Origin of the sequence: Acidithiobacillus sp. (genome assembly GCF_049965315.1) — a bacterium.
Lineage (GTDB): Bacteria > Pseudomonadota > Gammaproteobacteria > Acidithiobacillales > Acidithiobacillaceae > Acidithiobacillus_B.
The window spans coordinates 1-15,749 of the sequence record NZ_JBMFWL010000040.1; the positions used below are offsets into that span (position 1 = coordinate 1).

General features: G+C 63.7%; 17 protein-coding genes. 5 read left to right on the forward strand and 12 right to left on the reverse strand.

Annotation, left to right across the window (positions count from 1 at the left end; genetic code table 11):
* A partial coding sequence (locus ACP5MM_RS08895) for a helix-turn-helix domain-containing protein (protein WP_427934445.1) occupies positions 1-119 on the reverse strand: 119 nt, incomplete at its 3' end.
* A 136-nt stretch (positions 120-255) separates the two neighbouring features.
* On the opposite strand from ACP5MM_RS08895, the gene ACP5MM_RS08900 reads away from it, so the two are divergent.
* From ACP5MM_RS08900 to ACP5MM_RS08915, 4 genes are read left to right on the forward strand one after another with little or no spacing between them, the layout of a single operon-like run.
* Positions 256-519, forward strand: a complete 264-nt coding sequence (locus tag ACP5MM_RS08900) for a CCE_0567 family metalloprotein (protein WP_427933375.1) — start codon at positions 256-258, stop codon at positions 517-519.
* A gap of 5 nt (positions 520-524) precedes the next feature.
* A complete protein-coding gene (gene fdxB / locus ACP5MM_RS08905; RefSeq protein ID WP_427934438.1) occupies positions 525-830 on the forward strand; it encodes a ferredoxin III, nif-specific in 306 nt (101 codons plus the stop codon).
* A gap of 30 nt (positions 831-860) precedes the next feature.
* On the forward strand, positions 861-1,520 hold the full coding sequence (locus tag ACP5MM_RS08910; protein WP_427934440.1) for a nitrogen fixation protein NifQ: 660 nt from the start codon (positions 861-863) through the stop codon (positions 1,518-1,520).
* A 35-nt stretch (positions 1,521-1,555) separates the two neighbouring features.
* Positions 1,556-2,146, forward strand: coding sequence for a hypothetical protein (locus tag ACP5MM_RS08915; RefSeq protein WP_427934441.1), 591 nt, complete (start codon positions 1,556-1,558; stop codon positions 2,144-2,146).
* A gap of 15 nt (positions 2,147-2,161) precedes the next feature.
* Here the strand turns inward: ACP5MM_RS08915 and ACP5MM_RS08920 are convergent, their stop codons facing one another.
* A complete protein-coding gene (locus ACP5MM_RS08920; protein ID WP_427933358.1) occupies positions 2,162-3,910 on the reverse strand; it encodes a peptidoglycan D,D-transpeptidase FtsI family protein in 1,749 nt (582 codons plus the stop codon).
* A gap of 156 nt (positions 3,911-4,066) precedes the next feature.
* On the opposite strand from ACP5MM_RS08920, the gene ACP5MM_RS08925 reads away from it, so the two are divergent.
* A complete protein-coding gene (locus ACP5MM_RS08925) occupies positions 4,067-5,014 on the forward strand; it encodes a septal ring lytic transglycosylase RlpA family protein (protein ID WP_427933356.1) in 948 nt (315 codons plus the stop codon).
* Between the two features lie 38 nt (positions 5,015-5,052).
* Here ACP5MM_RS08925 and ACP5MM_RS08930 read toward each other — a convergent pair whose 3' ends face one another.
* From ACP5MM_RS08930 to ACP5MM_RS08975, 10 genes are all read right to left on the reverse strand, one after another.
* The gene (locus ACP5MM_RS08930; RefSeq protein ID WP_427933354.1) at positions 5,053-5,433 is read right to left on the reverse strand and encodes a hypothetical protein; all 381 of its coding nucleotides are present in this window, start codon (positions 5,431-5,433) and stop codon (positions 5,053-5,055) included.
* Positions 5,430-5,720, reverse strand: coding sequence for a superinfection immunity protein (locus ACP5MM_RS08935; RefSeq protein ID WP_427933353.1), 291 nt, complete (start codon positions 5,718-5,720; stop codon positions 5,430-5,432). The genes ACP5MM_RS08930 and ACP5MM_RS08935 overlap by 4 nt, the downstream gene beginning before the upstream one ends.
* Before the next feature lie 12 nt (positions 5,721-5,732).
* Positions 5,733-6,476 (reverse strand): PspA/IM30 family protein, encoded by a 744-nt coding sequence (locus ACP5MM_RS08940; protein ID WP_427933351.1) that lies wholly within the window; start codon positions 6,474-6,476, stop codon positions 5,733-5,735.
* A gap of 19 nt (positions 6,477-6,495) precedes the next feature.
* Complete coding sequence (locus tag ACP5MM_RS08945; RefSeq protein ID WP_427933349.1) at positions 6,496-7,320, reverse strand: heavy metal-binding domain-containing protein; 825 nt, start codon at positions 7,318-7,320, stop codon at positions 6,496-6,498.
* Positions 7,317-8,231, reverse strand: a complete 915-nt coding sequence (locus tag ACP5MM_RS08950; protein ID WP_427933347.1) for a hypothetical protein — start codon at positions 8,229-8,231, stop codon at positions 7,317-7,319. The genes ACP5MM_RS08945 and ACP5MM_RS08950 overlap by 4 nt, the downstream gene beginning before the upstream one ends.
* Positions 8,232-8,576: 345 nt before the next feature.
* Entirely contained in the window at positions 8,577-9,809 is a 1,233-nt protein-coding gene (gene kch, locus ACP5MM_RS08955; RefSeq protein ID WP_427933018.1) for a voltage-gated potassium channel protein, read from the reverse strand.
* A 78-nt stretch (positions 9,810-9,887) separates the two neighbouring features.
* Positions 9,888-11,273: an MFS transporter gene (locus ACP5MM_RS08960; RefSeq protein ID WP_427934442.1), complete on the reverse strand. Its 1,386-nt coding sequence runs from the start codon at positions 11,271-11,273 to the stop codon at positions 9,888-9,890.
* 110 nt (positions 11,274-11,383) lie between these two features.
* Positions 11,384-11,605 (reverse strand): hypothetical protein, encoded by a 222-nt coding sequence (locus ACP5MM_RS08965; RefSeq protein ID WP_427934443.1) that lies wholly within the window; start codon positions 11,603-11,605, stop codon positions 11,384-11,386.
* A 91-nt stretch (positions 11,606-11,696) separates the two neighbouring features.
* Positions 11,697-14,171 carry a penicillin-binding protein 1A gene (locus ACP5MM_RS08970; protein WP_427933012.1) on the reverse strand — a complete coding sequence of 825 codons (2,475 nt, stop codon included), beginning with the start codon at positions 14,169-14,171 and terminating at the stop codon, positions 11,697-11,699.
* A 52-nt stretch (positions 14,172-14,223) separates the two neighbouring features.
* Entirely contained in the window at positions 14,224-15,402 is a 1,179-nt protein-coding gene (locus ACP5MM_RS08975; protein WP_427933010.1) for a D-alanyl-D-alanine carboxypeptidase family protein, read from the reverse strand.
* Positions 15,403-15,749: the final 347 nt, after the last annotated feature.

The following is a 15,749-nucleotide window of genomic DNA, read 5'->3' on the forward strand; positions in this document are numbered from 1 at the left end:
AAGGTGCCAGGACTGCGATTCATGCTCCGGGCCAAGGCTCTCAGGCTCTGCCCGGCATTCAGCCCTCTCTGCATCTGATTTCTCTCATCGACACTCAACTGATTGTAATGCTTGCCCATTTATCACCTCCGGTCCCTTTGGACCATAGGTGTTGCAGTTCATTCTGGAGCGCGCCTAGTAAATTCCGCCGTGGAGATGATCGAGCAATTCCCTGCGGTGGCGCGTTATTGACGCGATCGAACGGAGGACGCAGTCATGTCAGACATACTGGAAATGGAACTGGTCGTAGAGGAACAAACCCGGCACTGGGAGTCGATCATGGATGAGAAGGAGGCGTTGAAAGCGGAAATCAAAAAACTGAATGCCCAGGCAACACGATTGAAAATGGATCTCCATGATCTCGCCGAGGATCTCCCCATCGGCTGGGAAAACATCATGGATCTCGCCTTGCACACGCATACCGCGTACAGCGAGCTGGCGGCCGCCCGGGAGCGCCTGGCCGCCTTTGCGGGAGGATAAAGCCCATGACCACCCTTACCGCACGTACCAAGGGCGGGCTCGCCTGGACCCCCCACTTCGTGGAGCAGCTCAACGAGGAAAAGTGCATCGGCTGCGGGCGCTGCTTCCGCGCCTGCGGCCGGGGCGTGCTGCTGCTCAAGGGCATCAATGAAGACGGGGAGATGGTGGCGGCGGACGACGATGAGGCGGAGCGCAAAGTGATGACCATCGACCACCCGGAGCTGTGCATCGGTTGCGAGGCCTGTTCCCGGGCGTGCCCCAAGGATTGCTATACCCACGCCGCCATCGAAAGCGAGCCGCTACTCGCCTAGCCCAGGACACCCGCCGGCAAGGAGGAAGAAATGCCCTCTCCCATTTACGATTATTTGATGGCAGCTCGCGACCCTCGGGAAGACCCGGAGGATGCCCGTCTTTTCGCCTTGAGCATCAGTTTCCACGCCCAAGGCCAGACCGGTGCCCTGGGCGCCGCCCTGGGTCTGCCACCGACGGACTTCCGCCATCTGCTGAACCGCTATTTCCCCCGGGCCCTCGATGCCAAGCCCTTTGACCAGTGCATGAAGGTCTATCTTCATCTTTCCGCCGGTGGGCATTTTCTGTGTCGCTGCTACGGCGGACACGGGGATCCCCAAGCCGCTCCACGGGAGCAAGAGGCGGCCGATTTACGTCAGCTTTTCCTCAAGCATCGTGGGGGATCCGGAGAGGAAGAGGAATGGTTTGCCTCCCTCATCGCCACAGCCTGCATGGGGAATGATCATCTCTGGCAAGACCTGGGATTCACCGGCCGCGACGATTTGAGCGATTTGCTCCGCCGCCATTTTCCCGATCTCCATGCCAGGAATAGCGGCAACATGAAATGGAAGAAATTTTTCTACAAACAGCTCTGCGACCAGGCGGCGGTGTCCCTCTGCCAGGCGCCGAGCTGTAGCGTTTGCAATGACTACGGTAAATGTTTCGGTCCCGAAGACGCCGCCGGCTGGAACATGCTGGCCGGAATTCGCTAACTTTCAACCAATCATCGCCAAAGGATAACAGCAATATGAGCAGCATCGAAAAAACCGCATTTGGCCAACTGGATGCCGATAAGCGCCTGCAAAATCCAGTGTTCAAGGACTGGACAAAAAAGCCCGGAAGGTTCGGCTTTCGCGGCGAGATCGCATTGAAATTTGCAGCGAATATTGCGGACGAGGCCCGGCCCCCGGAGATCGTGGCCGCGCAGGTCATTGCCGTTGCCGAGGAAGGCAAATCCGGCATCGACTTTCTCGCCTGTTATCTCCTGTCTTTTGCTTATCTCGAACCGTTGGTGGATGCGCTGCGCGGGGCGCTGGTCCCTGGCGGAAAATATTTCCTGTTCTGCAACAATATCGATCTCAGCAAACGCTATCAGGTAAGCTACGAAGGCGTTTCCTTCTATATACTCCCCATTGATGAGGCTACGGTATACAATGAAACGCTGGAACTTTTTTACATCGAGCGCAATGACCTGAAGAAACTGGACACCGCTGGCAAGACGGATCGCATGGCGGATGCCGCGATGAAGTTTAGCGCCGTGTTCCCGGAGATCACCTATGCGGAGGGGCTAGCTTTGATGGGTCCCGTGCGGGATCCGGGCGCCAACCGTCCGGTGTAAATACGGCCCGTCTCATCATTGGCCGCCGCCCTCGGCCCAGATTTCCGCCTGAGCCGTGGTGATTCGCGGTGCCTGCAGACGGCACCGTCTTTTGCCGCACCATGGCGGAGCGATGTCCAGTTGCTCCAGGGCGTGCTCCATGGTGACGCGAAAGACGGGGGCTGCCTCGACGCCACCGAAGTTCCAGAACTTGTCGCTATCGCGCAGGGTCACGGCCATCACCAGTTGCGGGTCCTTGCCCGGCGCAAAGCCTACGAAGGTCGCATTGGTGCGGTGCCGATAAAAGCCGCCCTTGCCGTTGGCCAGATCCGCAGTGCCGGTCTTGCCCGCCACCGCGTAGCCGGGAATGGCGGCGAGGATGCCGGTACCGTTGGGCTCGGCCACGCTGCGCAGCCAGCGGCGCAGGTCGTCGGCCACCCAGGAAGGCATGATGCGGCGGCGCCGGCGAGCCTGACCCAGAAGAAGGTCGGGGCGCACGTGGTAGCCACCATTGGCCAGAGCCGCGTAGGCGTCGGCCAGTTGCAGGGTGGTGACGGAGACGCCATAGCCCAGCGAGATGGTGGCATGGCGCGCCCGTCCCCAGCCCTGCCAGGGCGGCAGGACGCCGGAGGTGGCACCCGGATAACCCAGACTGGGGCTCCGGCCAAAGCCGGCGGCGCGATACATGGCATAAAGGGCACGGCGGGGGGTGCGCAGGGAGATCTTGGCCGCGCCGATGCAACTGGAATACTTGAGGATATGCTCGATATTCAAGACATGGTGGCGCACATCGTCGGTAACGGTGTAGCCATCCACGACCAAGGGCTGCCAGACGTTGAAGCGGGCCGCTGGGCTGACGCTATGGGTGGCCAGCGCCGCCGCCACCACGAAGGGTTTCATCACCGAGCCCGGCTCAAAGGCCTGATGCACGGCGTTGTTGCTATAATCGGCCGGATCGCTGCAGCTTCCCAGGGCGTTGGGGTTGCAACTGGGTACGCTCACCATGGCGAGGATCTGGCCGCTGTGAACATTCATCACCACCGCTGACGCATCCATCGCGCCAAAATGCCGTTGGGCCGCCAGCAGGGTCAGGTAGGCCCAATATTGGATCTGCGGATCGATGGTCAGGTGCAGGTTGTGCCCGGATCGGGGCAGACGCAGGATCCGGTCCACATGCAGGATCTGCCCGCGGGCGTCCACCAAGACCTTCTCCCTGCCGGGGCTTGCCGACAACCAGTGATTGTAGCCCAGCTCCAGGCCCGCGGCCCCGTGATGGGCGATGTTCACCAGCCCCAACAGGGGCGCGGTAACGGGGCCCAGGGGATAAAAGGTCCGGCTGGTGGCCTGCACATGCAGGCCCGGCACGCCCAAGGCCAGCACCGCCTGCCCCAAGGCCGGAGAAGCCTGGCGCAGCAGGTACGCGTAATCGGCCCCACCCCTGGCGACCCGCCGTGCCAAGGCGCCGGTGGAAAGGCCCAGTGCCCGGGCCACCTGCCCCCAGCGGGCGCGATGACGCGCGAAGACGCTGGGATCGGCCCAGATGGTGACGGCCGGCACGTTCAAGGCCAAGGGCATCCCGTTGCGGGCATAGATGATGCCTCGCTCGCTCGGCAAGGGCAGTTCCCGCAGGTAGCGTAGGCGCCCCTGCGCCCGTAGCGCGCTCCCCTGCGCCCATTGCAAGGTATAATCCCGAGCAAGGATGATGGCCAAACCGAGAAGGATGAGACTGACGACCCAGCGGGCGCGGCCGCTGGGCAGCAAGGGAATGCGCGCGCTACGCGCCATCAGGACGCCGTAAGGAACAGAAACATTTTCATCAGACTGCCCACGGGTTCTGGAAGTTCCGCCAACCGATGAAAGAATGCGGCTAACCCGCTGCAGGGCTTGATGTTTCGATAAAAGATCCCCTAGAATGATCCAAGCTCATTGGATGGCAGGACCATGCACTCACGCATTGATCTCCATTGGTTCCGGCTCAGCGCCTTTGCCATGGCCGCAGCGGCGCTGTCGGGTTGCGCCAGCATGTCCGGCAACGTAGCGCCCGTGGCCACGGGTTACGGTTCCGCCAGGGTGGCCTCCGGCTACGCCGGCAACGACTATTGCTACGCCCCGCCCGCCGATCTCAACGCCGCCTACAATCAACCCTATCAGATTGATGGACAAAGCTATTACCCCATGCGCAGCAGCACCGGCTACGACCGGCGCGGCATTGCCTCGTGGTATGGGTGGGAGTCGGGCACCGTCACGGCCATGGGTACGGCCTTCCGCCCCCGGGCACTGACCGCGGCGAGCCGGACCCTGCCCTTGCCCTGCTGTGCGCGGGTGACCAACCTCGACAACGGCCGCAGCGTCGTGGTGCTGGTGGATGATCGCGGTCCTTTCGTGGCTGGGCGCATCATGGACCTCTCCTATGGCGCCGCGCGGGTCCTGGGGATGGTCGGGCAAGGCACGGCGGAAGTGCAGGTCCAGGTCATCCCCAGCGGCAACACCGCGCTTCCGCCGCCACCCCCGCCGGAAGTATTGCCGGTGGCCCGGCGGGTGATCTCCGCGCCGTCTCCCGCCGCGCAACCCCGCATGATCCCGGTACGCCTGCCCCCGCCCGCCGCCATCCCGGCTCCCCGGCCCCTGCCGGCAGTGCAGACGCAGCCGCCGGCATTATTCCTGCAAACGGCCCAGCTCATGAGCCTGAATGAGGCCAATCGCGAGCGTCGGCGCCTCAACGATTTTGGGATCAGCACGGCGGTACTGGTGCCCGTAACCAGCCATGGACAAGCATTTTATCGGGTCCGCATTGGCCCGCTGGCACCCAATTCGTCCCCGGCCACTTTCCTGGCCAGCTTACGGCGCCTGCAATTGGGAGATTTTTCCGTGGCCACCCAGTACGGCTAGCCAAACCCGAAATTCCCCGGGCGGCCGCCGGAAAGGGCTCACGACATCAAAAAATCATGCAGCGCGTCGCGGGTCTTGACCAGGTCGCCGGAAACCCCGGCCAGCTCCGTCGTCAGGCTTTCCAGCCATTCGCCAATGGCCAGATCATCGCGCTTGAGCACGACCCCGCGCACTTCCCTGGCGCGAAGGGCGCGCAGGCCCGCGCCTTCCCGCTCCAGATGAAACTGAAAGTTCTGGGTGCGGATGGAAAGCCCCTCCACATGACTGGTCTTGGAGAAGAGGCCATCCTTTTTCCGGCGCACTTCCACCTGGCCGGGAAAGCCCGCTTCCAGGGAAGCCGCCAGGGCCTCGAAAAAGGCCTTGATGTCCCCCTGGGACTTGCGCATCCAGGCCGCTTGCAGGTCAAATGCCTCGCTCATGATCTTCCCGACGCTCCCGCATCCTTCGCCCATATCGATTTGCCCAGGATCGCCCAGATCAGCAAAACAATCCAGGCGATACCCGACCATCCCAGGGCAATATTGAGCACCAGGACCCACAGCACATGCTCATGATGGCGGGCGCCGGCAACGATGCTCGGAATAAAGTAAATGAAGAGCCCGCCAACGGCGATGAGGAGCCACCAGGCTAAATGCACGAAGATGGCGGCGATGCCCAGGCCGATCAAGGCGAGGACGACGAGGGCGATGGCAAGGGTGGCGCTCATGGTCGAAGCCCCTTAGGTGGCCGCTTTGTCATCGTCTTTTGCGGCGGTTTTCGGCCCTTGGTCCGTCATTTCGGCCTTGAGACGCGCCAGATCGGCATCCACGCCGCTGCTGGCGCGCAACTGGTCCAGATCCTTGTCGGTCTGGCTGCGCTGATCCAGGGGGTCATTGAGCACACCCGCCGCCATGAGGCCGTCCATGGCCTGGGCCTTGGCCTGCATCTGGCCGGTGCGGTCCTGGGCGCGGCGCAGGGCGTCGCCGGCGTCCGCCAGACCATTACCGATGCCGGTCATGGATTCGCCCACCTTGATCTCGGACTGGGCGGCCTCCATCTGGCTTTTCATGACTTCTTTCTGGGTACGGAACTGCTCGATGCGCTCCTGCAGCTTTTGCTCGTAGTCGGTGAGCTTTTGCGCCTGGGCCGCCACGTTGTCGTGGGCGGCCTGGAGGGAGGCGATCTTCTGCAGCGCCGCTTCTTTTTCCCCCAGGGCGGCCTTGGCCAGGTCCTCGCGCTGGGCGCCGAGGGCCATCTTGGCATCGGCCTCGGCCTTGTCGGCCGCCTTTTGCGTCTGGGCCATCTGGTTTTCCAGGGAAATCCGCTCGGTGACCACGTCGGCCAGATGGCGCTTGCTGTCCTGCAGGCTTTCAATCATCTTTTCATAGGAAAGGTCCAGGGTCTCGGCGGGGTCTTCGGCCTTGTTGAGAAAGTGGTTGACCCGGGCTTCCAGGATCTCGCTTGCGTGTTTAAAGATCGACATGACAATCCTCTCGATAGGGTTAATCGTTGACGGGAATGACCAGTTGCGGGCTGAGAGCGTCCACCAGGTCATTGGCATGTTCCATGGCCTTGACGGCGGTGCCCACGGCGAAAAATTCAATGACATGGGGCTGCCAGTTGTGGGAGCCTTCGTGCAGGTTGACGCCGGTGATCCCGTCGGCCTGGGCATCCTGGGCTTCGTGCTGCATGCGCTCCATGGCCAGTTCACGGGCATCGTACATGGCCTGGGTGAAGGGCTCCAGTTCGGTGTTGCGCCCCAGATTGCCCATGGACTTCATGAATCCCTGGTGCGCCACATGGTAGACGCAGGAGCCCATGACCATCTCCATGGGCCGGTAGCCGGCCTGCAGGAGCATCCAGAAGTCCTGTCCGGAAAGGTCGGAGGTGAAGGGCTTGCCACCCACTCCCTTGAAGCCTTCCTGGCCGTCGCGGTGGGCGATGGCGGTGCCGATGGCCATGAACTCCAGGATCTCCTGGTCCCATTCCATGCGCTTCACTTCCAGGCGCACACCGACAATGCCGTCGGCCCGAAGCAGGATGGCTTCCTGCTCCATGCGGCTCATGGCCAGCTCGCGGGCCTGGTACATGGCCTGGGAGAGGACATCCATCTCCATGTTCTGGCTCCATTGGCCATACTGGATGCCCATGTGATAGATGCAGGAGCCCACCACCAGCCCCAGGGGCTCGAAACCGGCCTTGCGCACCATGACGAATTCGTTGACGGAAAGATCGGAAGTAAAGATGCCTTCATGGCTGCCCTGGGCGCGGAGGCCCTTGAGGCGTTCCACGGCATGGGGGGCGAGGTGTTCGGTGATATCGGTCATACGAGCGGCCTTTTCTGGTGGGAAGATGCGGTGAGGAGGGACTGGCGCAGGGAGTAGACGGGACGGGCGGGAATGCCCGGCGCTACCCGGCGGTCATGGTCGATGACGGTGCCGATGGCGATATGGCGGCAGAGGAAGCGCTCGGGGTTTTCGCTGTCGCCCTCCTGGCGTGCCATCTGGGTAAACTGGGTATGGGCCAGGACCGAGCCCCCCTGGCGCTGGCCATCCTCGCCCAGGGCATAGAGCGCCCGCCGCCGGACTTGCTGCTGGAACGCCGAAACGTCGGTGAGTTCCTGGTTCCACCAGGAGCGCTCGCCCTGGGCCCGACCATAGGGCGGCTGGTACCAGTCGTAATAGGCGCCGATGGCCACGCCCACCGGCACCATGCCCCCTTCCAGCAGGCGCACGAACTCTACGGCGGAGACCGTGGCCACGAGGGGATTGCCCGACTCGGGCAGGCTGTCGATGCGGATGGCGGTCCCCGAAACGGCGTAGTCCATATCGTCCGACTCGCCCTTGCGTACCCGCATCTGCACATCCACCACCGCATTGGCGCCCATCAGATACGCCTCGGAGCGCAAGCGCTCCAGGGCACCGTGCCAGCCATCGATATGCCCTTGGGTCCAGGAATAGCCGAAGTGGTACCAGCAGTTCCCCGAAACAAAGCCCAGGGGACGAATGCCGTGGCTCTTTTGCAGCAGCAGTTCGGCGGGGGTAGCGGTGGTGAGCCAGGGCAAACGGCCGGCAGCGGTCTCCTGCAAACGCCGCTGCACAAAATCCGGGAGGGTTTTTCCATCCAGCGCCCGTGTCCAGCTCTCCTGCCGGGCCAGGGCTTCCTGGCTGGGCGACGCGGGTGCGAGGCCGTGGAGCGCCTGACCCAGTCCTTGGGACAACTTATCCCAGATCGACATGCTGACCTCCAGTTGTTGCGGCGAAGGCGGCGCCGCAGCCGCCCCTTGCGGCCATCCCCGAAGGAGATCGCCATTATGGAATAAAATTGAGAGTCATAGGGCGGGCGATAGTTCCGTCCCTTGGGTAAACAGAGGCAGTTGGCCATCCAAGATCCGGCAGTTGGCAGCGGGGTTTTTTGCTCCGGCAGCTCTCGCCTGTTGTTCTACGGCTTATCCCGCTGGCAGGCGAAAACTCGCCCTGCGGGCTCAAACAGTTCGCCTGCCGGACGCGGGCTTTCGCCTAGAACAACAACGGCTCGGGCCGAAGTCGCGGCAAAACCCCGCTGCCAACTGCCGGATCCGGGGTCATGCCTTGGTGCTGAACATCCGGCTCAGCATGGCCTCGCGGTCCAAACTCTCTCCGCTCAGGGTCATGGCCAGCAGTTCGCCGCCCAACACCTCGGGGGCGATGATGAGATCCGGCTCCACCCGCCGCATTCGTTCCATATTTTTGCCGTCCTTCACCGCGGCCACCGTGCGCGCGCGGCCGCCCAGTTCCTTGGCGGCGAGGACGATGAAGGCGTTTTCACTGTCATCCAGACGCAGGGCGAGGATGGCCAGGGCCTGCTCGCCCCCCGCCTTCTTCAAGGCCTCGACCTCGGTGGCGTCGCCCAGCAGGAGATCCTCGGGGTCCATCCACATGCTTTGGGGCTGGCCGGGGAGCAAGACGATGGCCGGCAGATGGCGCGCCTTGAGCTCCCGATAGGTATTATGCGCCAGCGCATTGTCACCAATAATGAGATAGTGATTTTGTTTCATGCGTTTTTTTTCACCCATGAGCAACCGGTTCATGCGGCCGTTCACCAGCGGCACGATGACGGTGGAAATGGAGGTCGCAAAGACGGTAATTCCCAGAATAATGATGGATACCACAAAGAGCCGGGCGTCCTGGCTATGGGGCGTAATATCGCCATAGCCCACCGTGGACATGGTCACCACGGAGAAATACAGCGCCGTGACCAGGTTGGTGATGGGCGGAGTAAATCCCTTCCCCAGGACGTAACTGCCAAATACCGCGTAGCCCAGCAGCAGGAGGATGGATATGGCGGCAAAGAGGGTTCCGGCGGCCACGCTGGAACGGGAAAAACTGCGGTGGAAGAGCAGCAGACCGATGAGGATGACCCCGTTCAGAACGGCGATCCCACTCCACACCAGGCCGTAGTGGTGCAATAAAAGGACCAGCGTGGCCGCCGCCAGCAGCAGGGTGACTGCCCAGGAGAAGCGCGAACGAAAGAGCAGGCCGATGGACATGAACAGGAGGACGACTCCGGCCACCAGTTCCGGTACCGCGCCAAGCACCCCGAGCACCGGCGAATGACTCAGCACCGTTACCGGCGCGAGGATGCTGAGTTCCGGAAAAAACCGGCTCAGCCGCGGCAGGCCGTCCAGTATGTTGAGGATGCCCAACGCTCCCACGGCCAAGGCGAGGGGGATCTGCGGGAACCATTGTTCGAGGCGCAGCGCGGCCCGTACCCTGCACCAGAAACGGCGCAGGCGCTGCCAAAAATTGGGCCGCAAGAGCGGTGGCAAACGGTGCATGGATGGCAGGTCTCCCATTCAGAAGTTGTAGATACCAGATTTATCCCGGCTAGGTATTGGGGTGCTGAAGATTCATGGCTACTTGGGTGATGCAGCCCTGGGCGTATCCAAACCACGCGCGCTGATCCAGGCCAAGCCGATCCCCAGCAGGGCCAGCCCGGAGAGGGCCGGATAACCGAGAAACTGCACCAGGGGCCCGCCCAGGAAGGTGCCGATTACCGTTGCCACCGCCGCGGCGGCGTTGAACAGGCCCATGCCGGCCCCCTGACTGACGGGGGTAAGGTGGGCGGTCAGATCAGTGCCGGCGATGCTCAGCAGCGGCCAGGCCATGATGATGCAGACAAACCCGGCCAACCCGGCCAGGATCTTGGCAATGGGCAAGAAGAACACGACGAAAAGCAGGACAAAACCCAGCAGGCGCAGGAGCAGCGCCCAGCGATACACCCGCCCCGCGCCATAACGCCCGGAGAGCTGACCGCCCACCGTGTAGAGGACCAGGGCAACGGCAGCGGCAACGGCGTAGGTGAGGGAGGTCAGGGCCGGCGCCACGCCGTAGGCCTTTTGCAGGGCCACGGGAAAATAGGCGAAAAAGGCCGCCACCCCGAAGGACAGGGCGAACCAGGAGAAGAGGAATCGGCCGAAACGGCCATGGAGGACGCTGCCCAAGTGGCGCACCCCTCCCAGGGACAAATGATGGGAAAAACGCAGCAGACCACCCCCCTGGAGCTCCGTGCGTCCGAAGGCCGCCAGGAAACGCCAATCCAGGTCATGGCGCATGCGGGTGCCGATCTCGGTTACCCAGGCGTGGCGCTGTGCCGCCACCGGCAGACCCCGGGCGCCCAGCCAGAGGGCGGGCAGCAAGGCGGTTGCGGAACAATAGAGCCCCAGGCGAAAGTTGCTGACGAAAATGCCCGCCAGCAGGAGCCCGGCTACCTGGCCACCGCCATTGAAGGTCTGCAGCCAGCCGATGCGTGGTTCCCATTCATTCTGAGGGTGGAATTCCACCACAAAGAGGGTGGCCACGGTGGCGACCGCAGCGGTCCCGGCACCCGCCACAAAGGACAGCGCCGTCCAGGGCAGGATCTCGGGCAGGAAAGGCATGGCCAGCAAGGCGCCCATGAGGACCAGAAATCCGCCGAAGAAGAGGGCGCGATGGGCGTGTCTCCGGTCGGCCAGGCTGCCCCACAGCGGGGAACTGAGCAGACCCAGGTTGTACCCGCCCATGACGTAGGCCACCCAGCTCAGGTGCTGGGTCAATCCCACGATCATGAGAGGCAGGAGGATGGGCAGAATGCCCGAAGAAATGGCCCCCAACAGGGCGTAGGCGCCAAACCAGGGCGAAATCCAGCGCCTGGGTTCGCGCAGAATGGCGCGCAAGCGTGCCATGCGCTGATGCAGATCGTCGTGCTTGCCGCCTTGCGGGCCGGTATCCGCGACGACTTCGTCATGATGCAGGCTGGTCATGCTTTTTCCTTAGGCGCCGGGATGCAACGCACGCGATGCACAAGGGGTACGGCAGGATCCTCTCTTCTCTGATGAGGAGACAGCCGGATGGTTCCCCCGCCGGGGGATCGTCAGGAGATCGTCTGGCGTTTTACCCCTGGCGTGGCAACCGGGAGGGAGGCCGTGGAGGGGCTGCCCGGAATAACCTGCAGGGCGGTCAGCGGATGGGGATCGGGACGGTCGGCGCTGTGGCGGAGCCAGCCTTGCAGCCCAAAGAAGGCAAAGGCGAAAAGCAACGCGATAAGCGCGAAAAATGCCAGGTCGAAAAGGGGGGAAGATTGCTTCATCGTCATGGGAAACACCTCGCTCGGGATGGTCTGCTGGCGGCGGCTACCGTACCTCCGGCACGGGCACTGGAAAATCCGCAGAAAATGGGCAGAAACGCTAAAAAATATGCATCAACGCATGGATAAAGGCATTGATGGACGGAAATTCCGGAGGCGTTTTGGGGGGCAGGCAACCGGCCAGAAAGTATCCTTCTCGTCCTTTCCGTCCCCCGTCCGCCAAAGTGCCGGTCTGCGGGTCGTAACGCGCGCGCACCACATCGGGGGGCTGGAAGAAACCCAGATCGGGCTGTTTCCGGAGGGCGTTTTTCATATAGTGGACCCAGATGGGCAGGGCCTCGCGGGCGCCCGCCGCCCAGTGGCCCATGCCCTGGTTGTTGTCATATCCCACCCAGACCGTAGTGACGATCCGCGGGTTGTAGCCGGTGAACCAGGCATTTTCCTCGCCGTTGCTGGTGCCGGTCTTGCCCGCCAGATCATGGCGGTGGAGGATCTGTGCGGCGACGCCGGTACCGCCGCGGATGACGCGCTCCATCATCCGCGTGAGCAGAAAGGCCACGCCGGGCGGGATGGCGGTCTCCCGCGGCGGGGGCGTGTAGCCCAGAGGGCAATCCAGCAGGGAAATGCGCCCCCCGCCGGCGGTTTCGATGCGGGAGATGAGGTAGGGCTTGGGGAGGAAGCCCCCGCTGGAAAAGGCGGCGTACGCCCGGGCGATCTGCATGGGCGTGAAGTCACCGGAGCCCAGGACCATGGAAGGAACCCGCGGGACCTGGCGGGCGGGAAAGCCGAAGCGCTGGACATAGGAGGCGGCATAAGGGATCCCGATGTGCAGGAGGATACGCACGCTGGGGACATTGTGGGAATCGGCCAGGTCTTCCCAGACCGGGAATGGGGTAGCGGAAAACTGCTTGCTGTAGTTGGTCGGCTGATAGGCCTGACCATCGGCCAGCCGTACCGTCAAAGGCGTATCCTTGATCAGGGAGACGGGCGTCAGGAAAGAGGGATTGCCCGCCGCCCGCATGGCTGCCCCATCCATGGCGGCGGCGTAAACGAACGGCTTGAAACCGGAGCCAGGCTGGCGATAGGCATAGAGGGCCCGGTCGAAATGGCTGAGTTCATAGCTGAAGCCGCCCGTCATGGCGAGGATGGCGCCGCTATGGCTATCCAGGGATACCAGCGCCCCCTGTACCCGCGGAATCTGGGTGAGCTGCCAGCCGGGATGGCGGGGAGTGTGCCACACCTTGGTCCCCCAGACGGGATTGCCGGTACCGGCGCTGATGGCGCCCACATAGGGGCGCAGCCAGATGAGATCGCCGCGCTGCAGGATCTGGTCCACTGCTGTGGGGATCTGCCCGGCAGGCGCGGAGCGGGCCCAGTCCACATCGCGCAGGGAGAGATGCACCGTACTTTTCCCCTCCAGGGCCACGGTGGCGCGCCGCGCACCGGCCACCAGAACCACTCCCCAGCGCAGGTTGGCCGGATCGTGGGGCGGGAGGATGGCCGGTCGTTGTCCCGCCGCGGCCTGGCGCAGGGCCGTTCCGCGAAGCTGGGCGATGGGACCGCGCCAGGCCTTGGGGTCAAGACTGTCCAGGCCCATGGCATAATTCTCCAGGCCGACGGCCATATCCCGGTCAGCGGCGCGCTGGTCCTGGGGATGGATGGTGGTATAGACGCGCAGGCCATGGCGATAGGTGAAGTCCGGGCCGAACTGTTTTTCCAGCCACTGGCGGATCCAATCGGTGGCGTAGGGGGCCATGTTGCTGGCGGGCGCATGGTAGGCGGTGCGGATGGGGGCGGCAAGGGCGGCCCCGAGGGCGGCAGGCGTGATATAGCCGCACTTCTCCATCCGCCGCAAGACATAATCCCGCCGCATCCGTGCCAGCCTGGGAGCGCTGACGGGGTTGAAGGCCGAGGGCGCCGCCGGCAACCCGGCCAGGGTCGCCATTTCCGCCAGGCTCAGGCGATCCACGTCTTTCCCATAGTAGACCCGGGCCGCCGCCTGCACGCCGTAGGCCCCCTGGCCCAGATAGATCTTGTTGAGATAGAGGTCGAGAATCTCCGCCCGGCTGAGGTGGGCGGCAAGCTTGTAGGCAAGGAGGATCTCCGCCACTTTGCGGGTGATGGTCTTTTTGCGGGTCAGGTAAAAATTGCGCGCCACCTGCTCGGTGATGGTGCTGGCCCCCTGTACCGGCGCCAAATGCACCAGGTCCACCCAGGCCGCGCGCAGGATGCCGGGATAACTTACCGGGTAGTAGATGGGATTGTGGCTGTAGAAACGCGCGTTCTCGGCGGCGATGAAGGCCTCCTGCAGCCGTAGCGGGATCTTCTGCAGGGGCAGGGCATAGCGGATCTGCGGGCCGATGACCTGCAGCAGTTGGCCGTTTTCGGCGTAAATGCGCAGAGGCTCTTCGGGATGCCAGTCCTGCAGCGCGCTCACCGCCGGCAACTGTTGCCAGAGGCGCCAGGTCCAGATGCCGACGCCGACGATGAGGTTCACGCCCAAGAGGAGGACGATGAGCGCCAGCCAGCGCCACCAGTGATGGCGCGGCGCAGGTGGGCGGGAGCGCGGCGGCATGGACGACCCCCCTAGATCCGGTTGCCGGCCCGGTCTACGGCTAGCGGCTTCATCAACCCAGCCACGCTTCGGCCTCATGGAGGATGCGGGTGAGCCACCCGGCCGGCTCCACCGCGTTTTTGGCAAGCACCGGCACCGTCCGGAGTACCTTTCCATGCCAGCGCAGATCCAGCGTCCCCACCGCTGCGCCTGCTCGTAAGGGCGCCTGCAGATGGAGTGCCGGAACAAAGACCGCGTGGACGGCGCTCGCCTGGTTCGACGGGATACTCACCGTTACCGGCGCCGTAGTCACCACCTGCAAGCCTTGGGGACTCCAGTCCTGCCGGTGGAGGGTGGCGACGGTCTGACCCGCCCCATAGAGCTGGCGGTCCTGCCAACCCGCCCAGCCATAATGCAGGAGGGTGCTGGCGGCGGCGGCAGCCGCGCTGCGGGATGGCGCGCCGAGGACCACGGCCACCAGCGTGCGGCCGTCCTTGCTGGCGCTCACGTCCAGGTTCCAGTGTTGTCGGCTGGACAGCCCCACGCCCAATCCGTTTACCCCACCCCGGCCCACCAGGGGGTTCCAGTTGTACTGGGTAATGTGGTTGTACTGATAGGACGGCCGACTCGTGATCCGGACGATACCGGGGTCGGAACGGATCAGATCGCAGGACAGGCGGGCCAGATCCAGGGCGCTGCTGCTCTGGCCGGGCTGCGGCAGGCCATCGGGATTGCGGAAACGGGTCTGCGTCAAGCCCAGAACCTGGGCATCGTGATTCATGAGCTGCACAAAGCTGCCCACGCCGCCAGCCACGGCCTGGGCCAGGGCAATGGCCGCGTCGTTACCGCCATCGATGAGCAGCCCATCCTCCAGTTGCGCCACATCCACCGCCTTGCCGGGCTGCAGGAACATCCGCGAACCGGCCGCATGCCAAGCGCTGGCGGAGACCGGCACAGCCTGATGGGCGTGAATCATACCCTGCGCCTCGGCCTGATGCAGCACATAGGCGGTCATCAGCTTCACCAGTCCCGAGGGATTCAGCGCCCGGGTGGGCGCTTCGGCCGCCAGCACCTGCCCGCTCTGCACATCCATGAGCACAGCGGACTGCACCCCGGCGAGCTGCGGAGCCGGCATGGGTGGTGGCGGTGGCAGGGTGGGCAAAGGCGGCAGCGCCGCCGCCCGGGCGCCGCTCAGGGCAAGGGGAAGGAACAGGACCAAGACATAGCGCAGCGGAATCGGACAGGCTTTCATGACCTATTGGGAGCGCTGGGGGGTGAAAAAGTTCCCGAGGGCCCAGCCGGCGTCTCGTTCTTTTGGCGCGCTTGCGGTAACGCCCTGCCCTACCGGACAGGGCGGCGCAGACGAGGCGGATCAAGCATGGGGATCGCTGCTCCAATGGAGCGGAAGCTCACGCCATGGGCCGAATGCCGGCAGAATGCACCCCCACCCGCATGGCGGGGAAAACCGGCATTCCGGCATGGCAAAAGGATATCCCCGACAAACCAAAAACGATTGCCGATGCTTAAGAGGATGCTGAAAAAGTCGGTGGTATAATGGGCAGAACGAGGCTGGAGAGGTTCGAACGATGCGTGGAGCCA

Excerpts from the sequence above, each read along its gene's own strand:
- ACP5MM_RS08900 (WP_427933375.1), top strand. The coding sequence starts at position 256 with ATGTCAGACATACTGGAAATGGAACTGGTCGTAGAGGAACAAACCCGG.
- fdxB (WP_427934438.1), top strand. The coding sequence starts at position 525 with ATGACCACCCTTACCGCACGTACCAAGGGCGGGCTCGCCTGGACCCCC.
- ACP5MM_RS08910 (WP_427934440.1), top strand. The coding sequence starts at position 861 with ATGCCCTCTCCCATTTACGATTATTTGATGGCAGCTCGCGACCCTCGG.
- ACP5MM_RS08915 (WP_427934441.1), top strand. The coding sequence starts at position 1,556 with ATGAGCAGCATCGAAAAAACCGCATTTGGCCAACTGGATGCCGATAAG.
- ACP5MM_RS08920 (WP_427933358.1), bottom strand. The coding sequence starts at position 3,910 with ATGGCGCGTAGCGCGCGCATTCCCTTGCTGCCCAGCGGCCGCGCCCGC.
- ACP5MM_RS08925 (WP_427933356.1), top strand. The coding sequence starts at position 4,067 with ATGCACTCACGCATTGATCTCCATTGGTTCCGGCTCAGCGCCTTTGCC.
- ACP5MM_RS08930 (WP_427933354.1), bottom strand. The coding sequence starts at position 5,433 with ATGAGCGAGGCATTTGACCTGCAAGCGGCCTGGATGCGCAAGTCCCAG.
- ACP5MM_RS08935 (WP_427933353.1), bottom strand. The coding sequence starts at position 5,720 with ATGAGCGCCACCCTTGCCATCGCCCTCGTCGTCCTCGCCTTGATCGGC.
- ACP5MM_RS08940 (WP_427933351.1), bottom strand. The coding sequence starts at position 6,476 with ATGTCGATCTTTAAACACGCAAGCGAGATCCTGGAAGCCCGGGTCAAC.
- ACP5MM_RS08945 (WP_427933349.1), bottom strand. The coding sequence starts at position 7,320 with ATGACCGATATCACCGAACACCTCGCCCCCCATGCCGTGGAACGCCTC.
- ACP5MM_RS08950 (WP_427933347.1), bottom strand. The coding sequence starts at position 8,231 with ATGTCGATCTGGGATAAGTTGTCCCAAGGACTGGGTCAGGCGCTCCAC.
- kch (WP_427933018.1), bottom strand. The coding sequence starts at position 9,809 with ATGCACCGTTTGCCACCGCTCTTGCGGCCCAATTTTTGGCAGCGCCTG.
- ACP5MM_RS08960 (WP_427934442.1), bottom strand. The coding sequence starts at position 11,273 with ATGACCAGCCTGCATCATGACGAAGTCGTCGCGGATACCGGCCCGCAA.
- ACP5MM_RS08965 (WP_427934443.1), bottom strand. The coding sequence starts at position 11,605 with ATGACGATGAAGCAATCTTCCCCCCTTTTCGACCTGGCATTTTTCGCG.
- ACP5MM_RS08970 (WP_427933012.1), bottom strand. The coding sequence starts at position 14,171 with ATGCCGCCGCGCTCCCGCCCACCTGCGCCGCGCCATCACTGGTGGCGC.
- ACP5MM_RS08975 (WP_427933010.1), bottom strand. The coding sequence starts at position 15,402 with ATGAAAGCCTGTCCGATTCCGCTGCGCTATGTCTTGGTCCTGTTCCTT.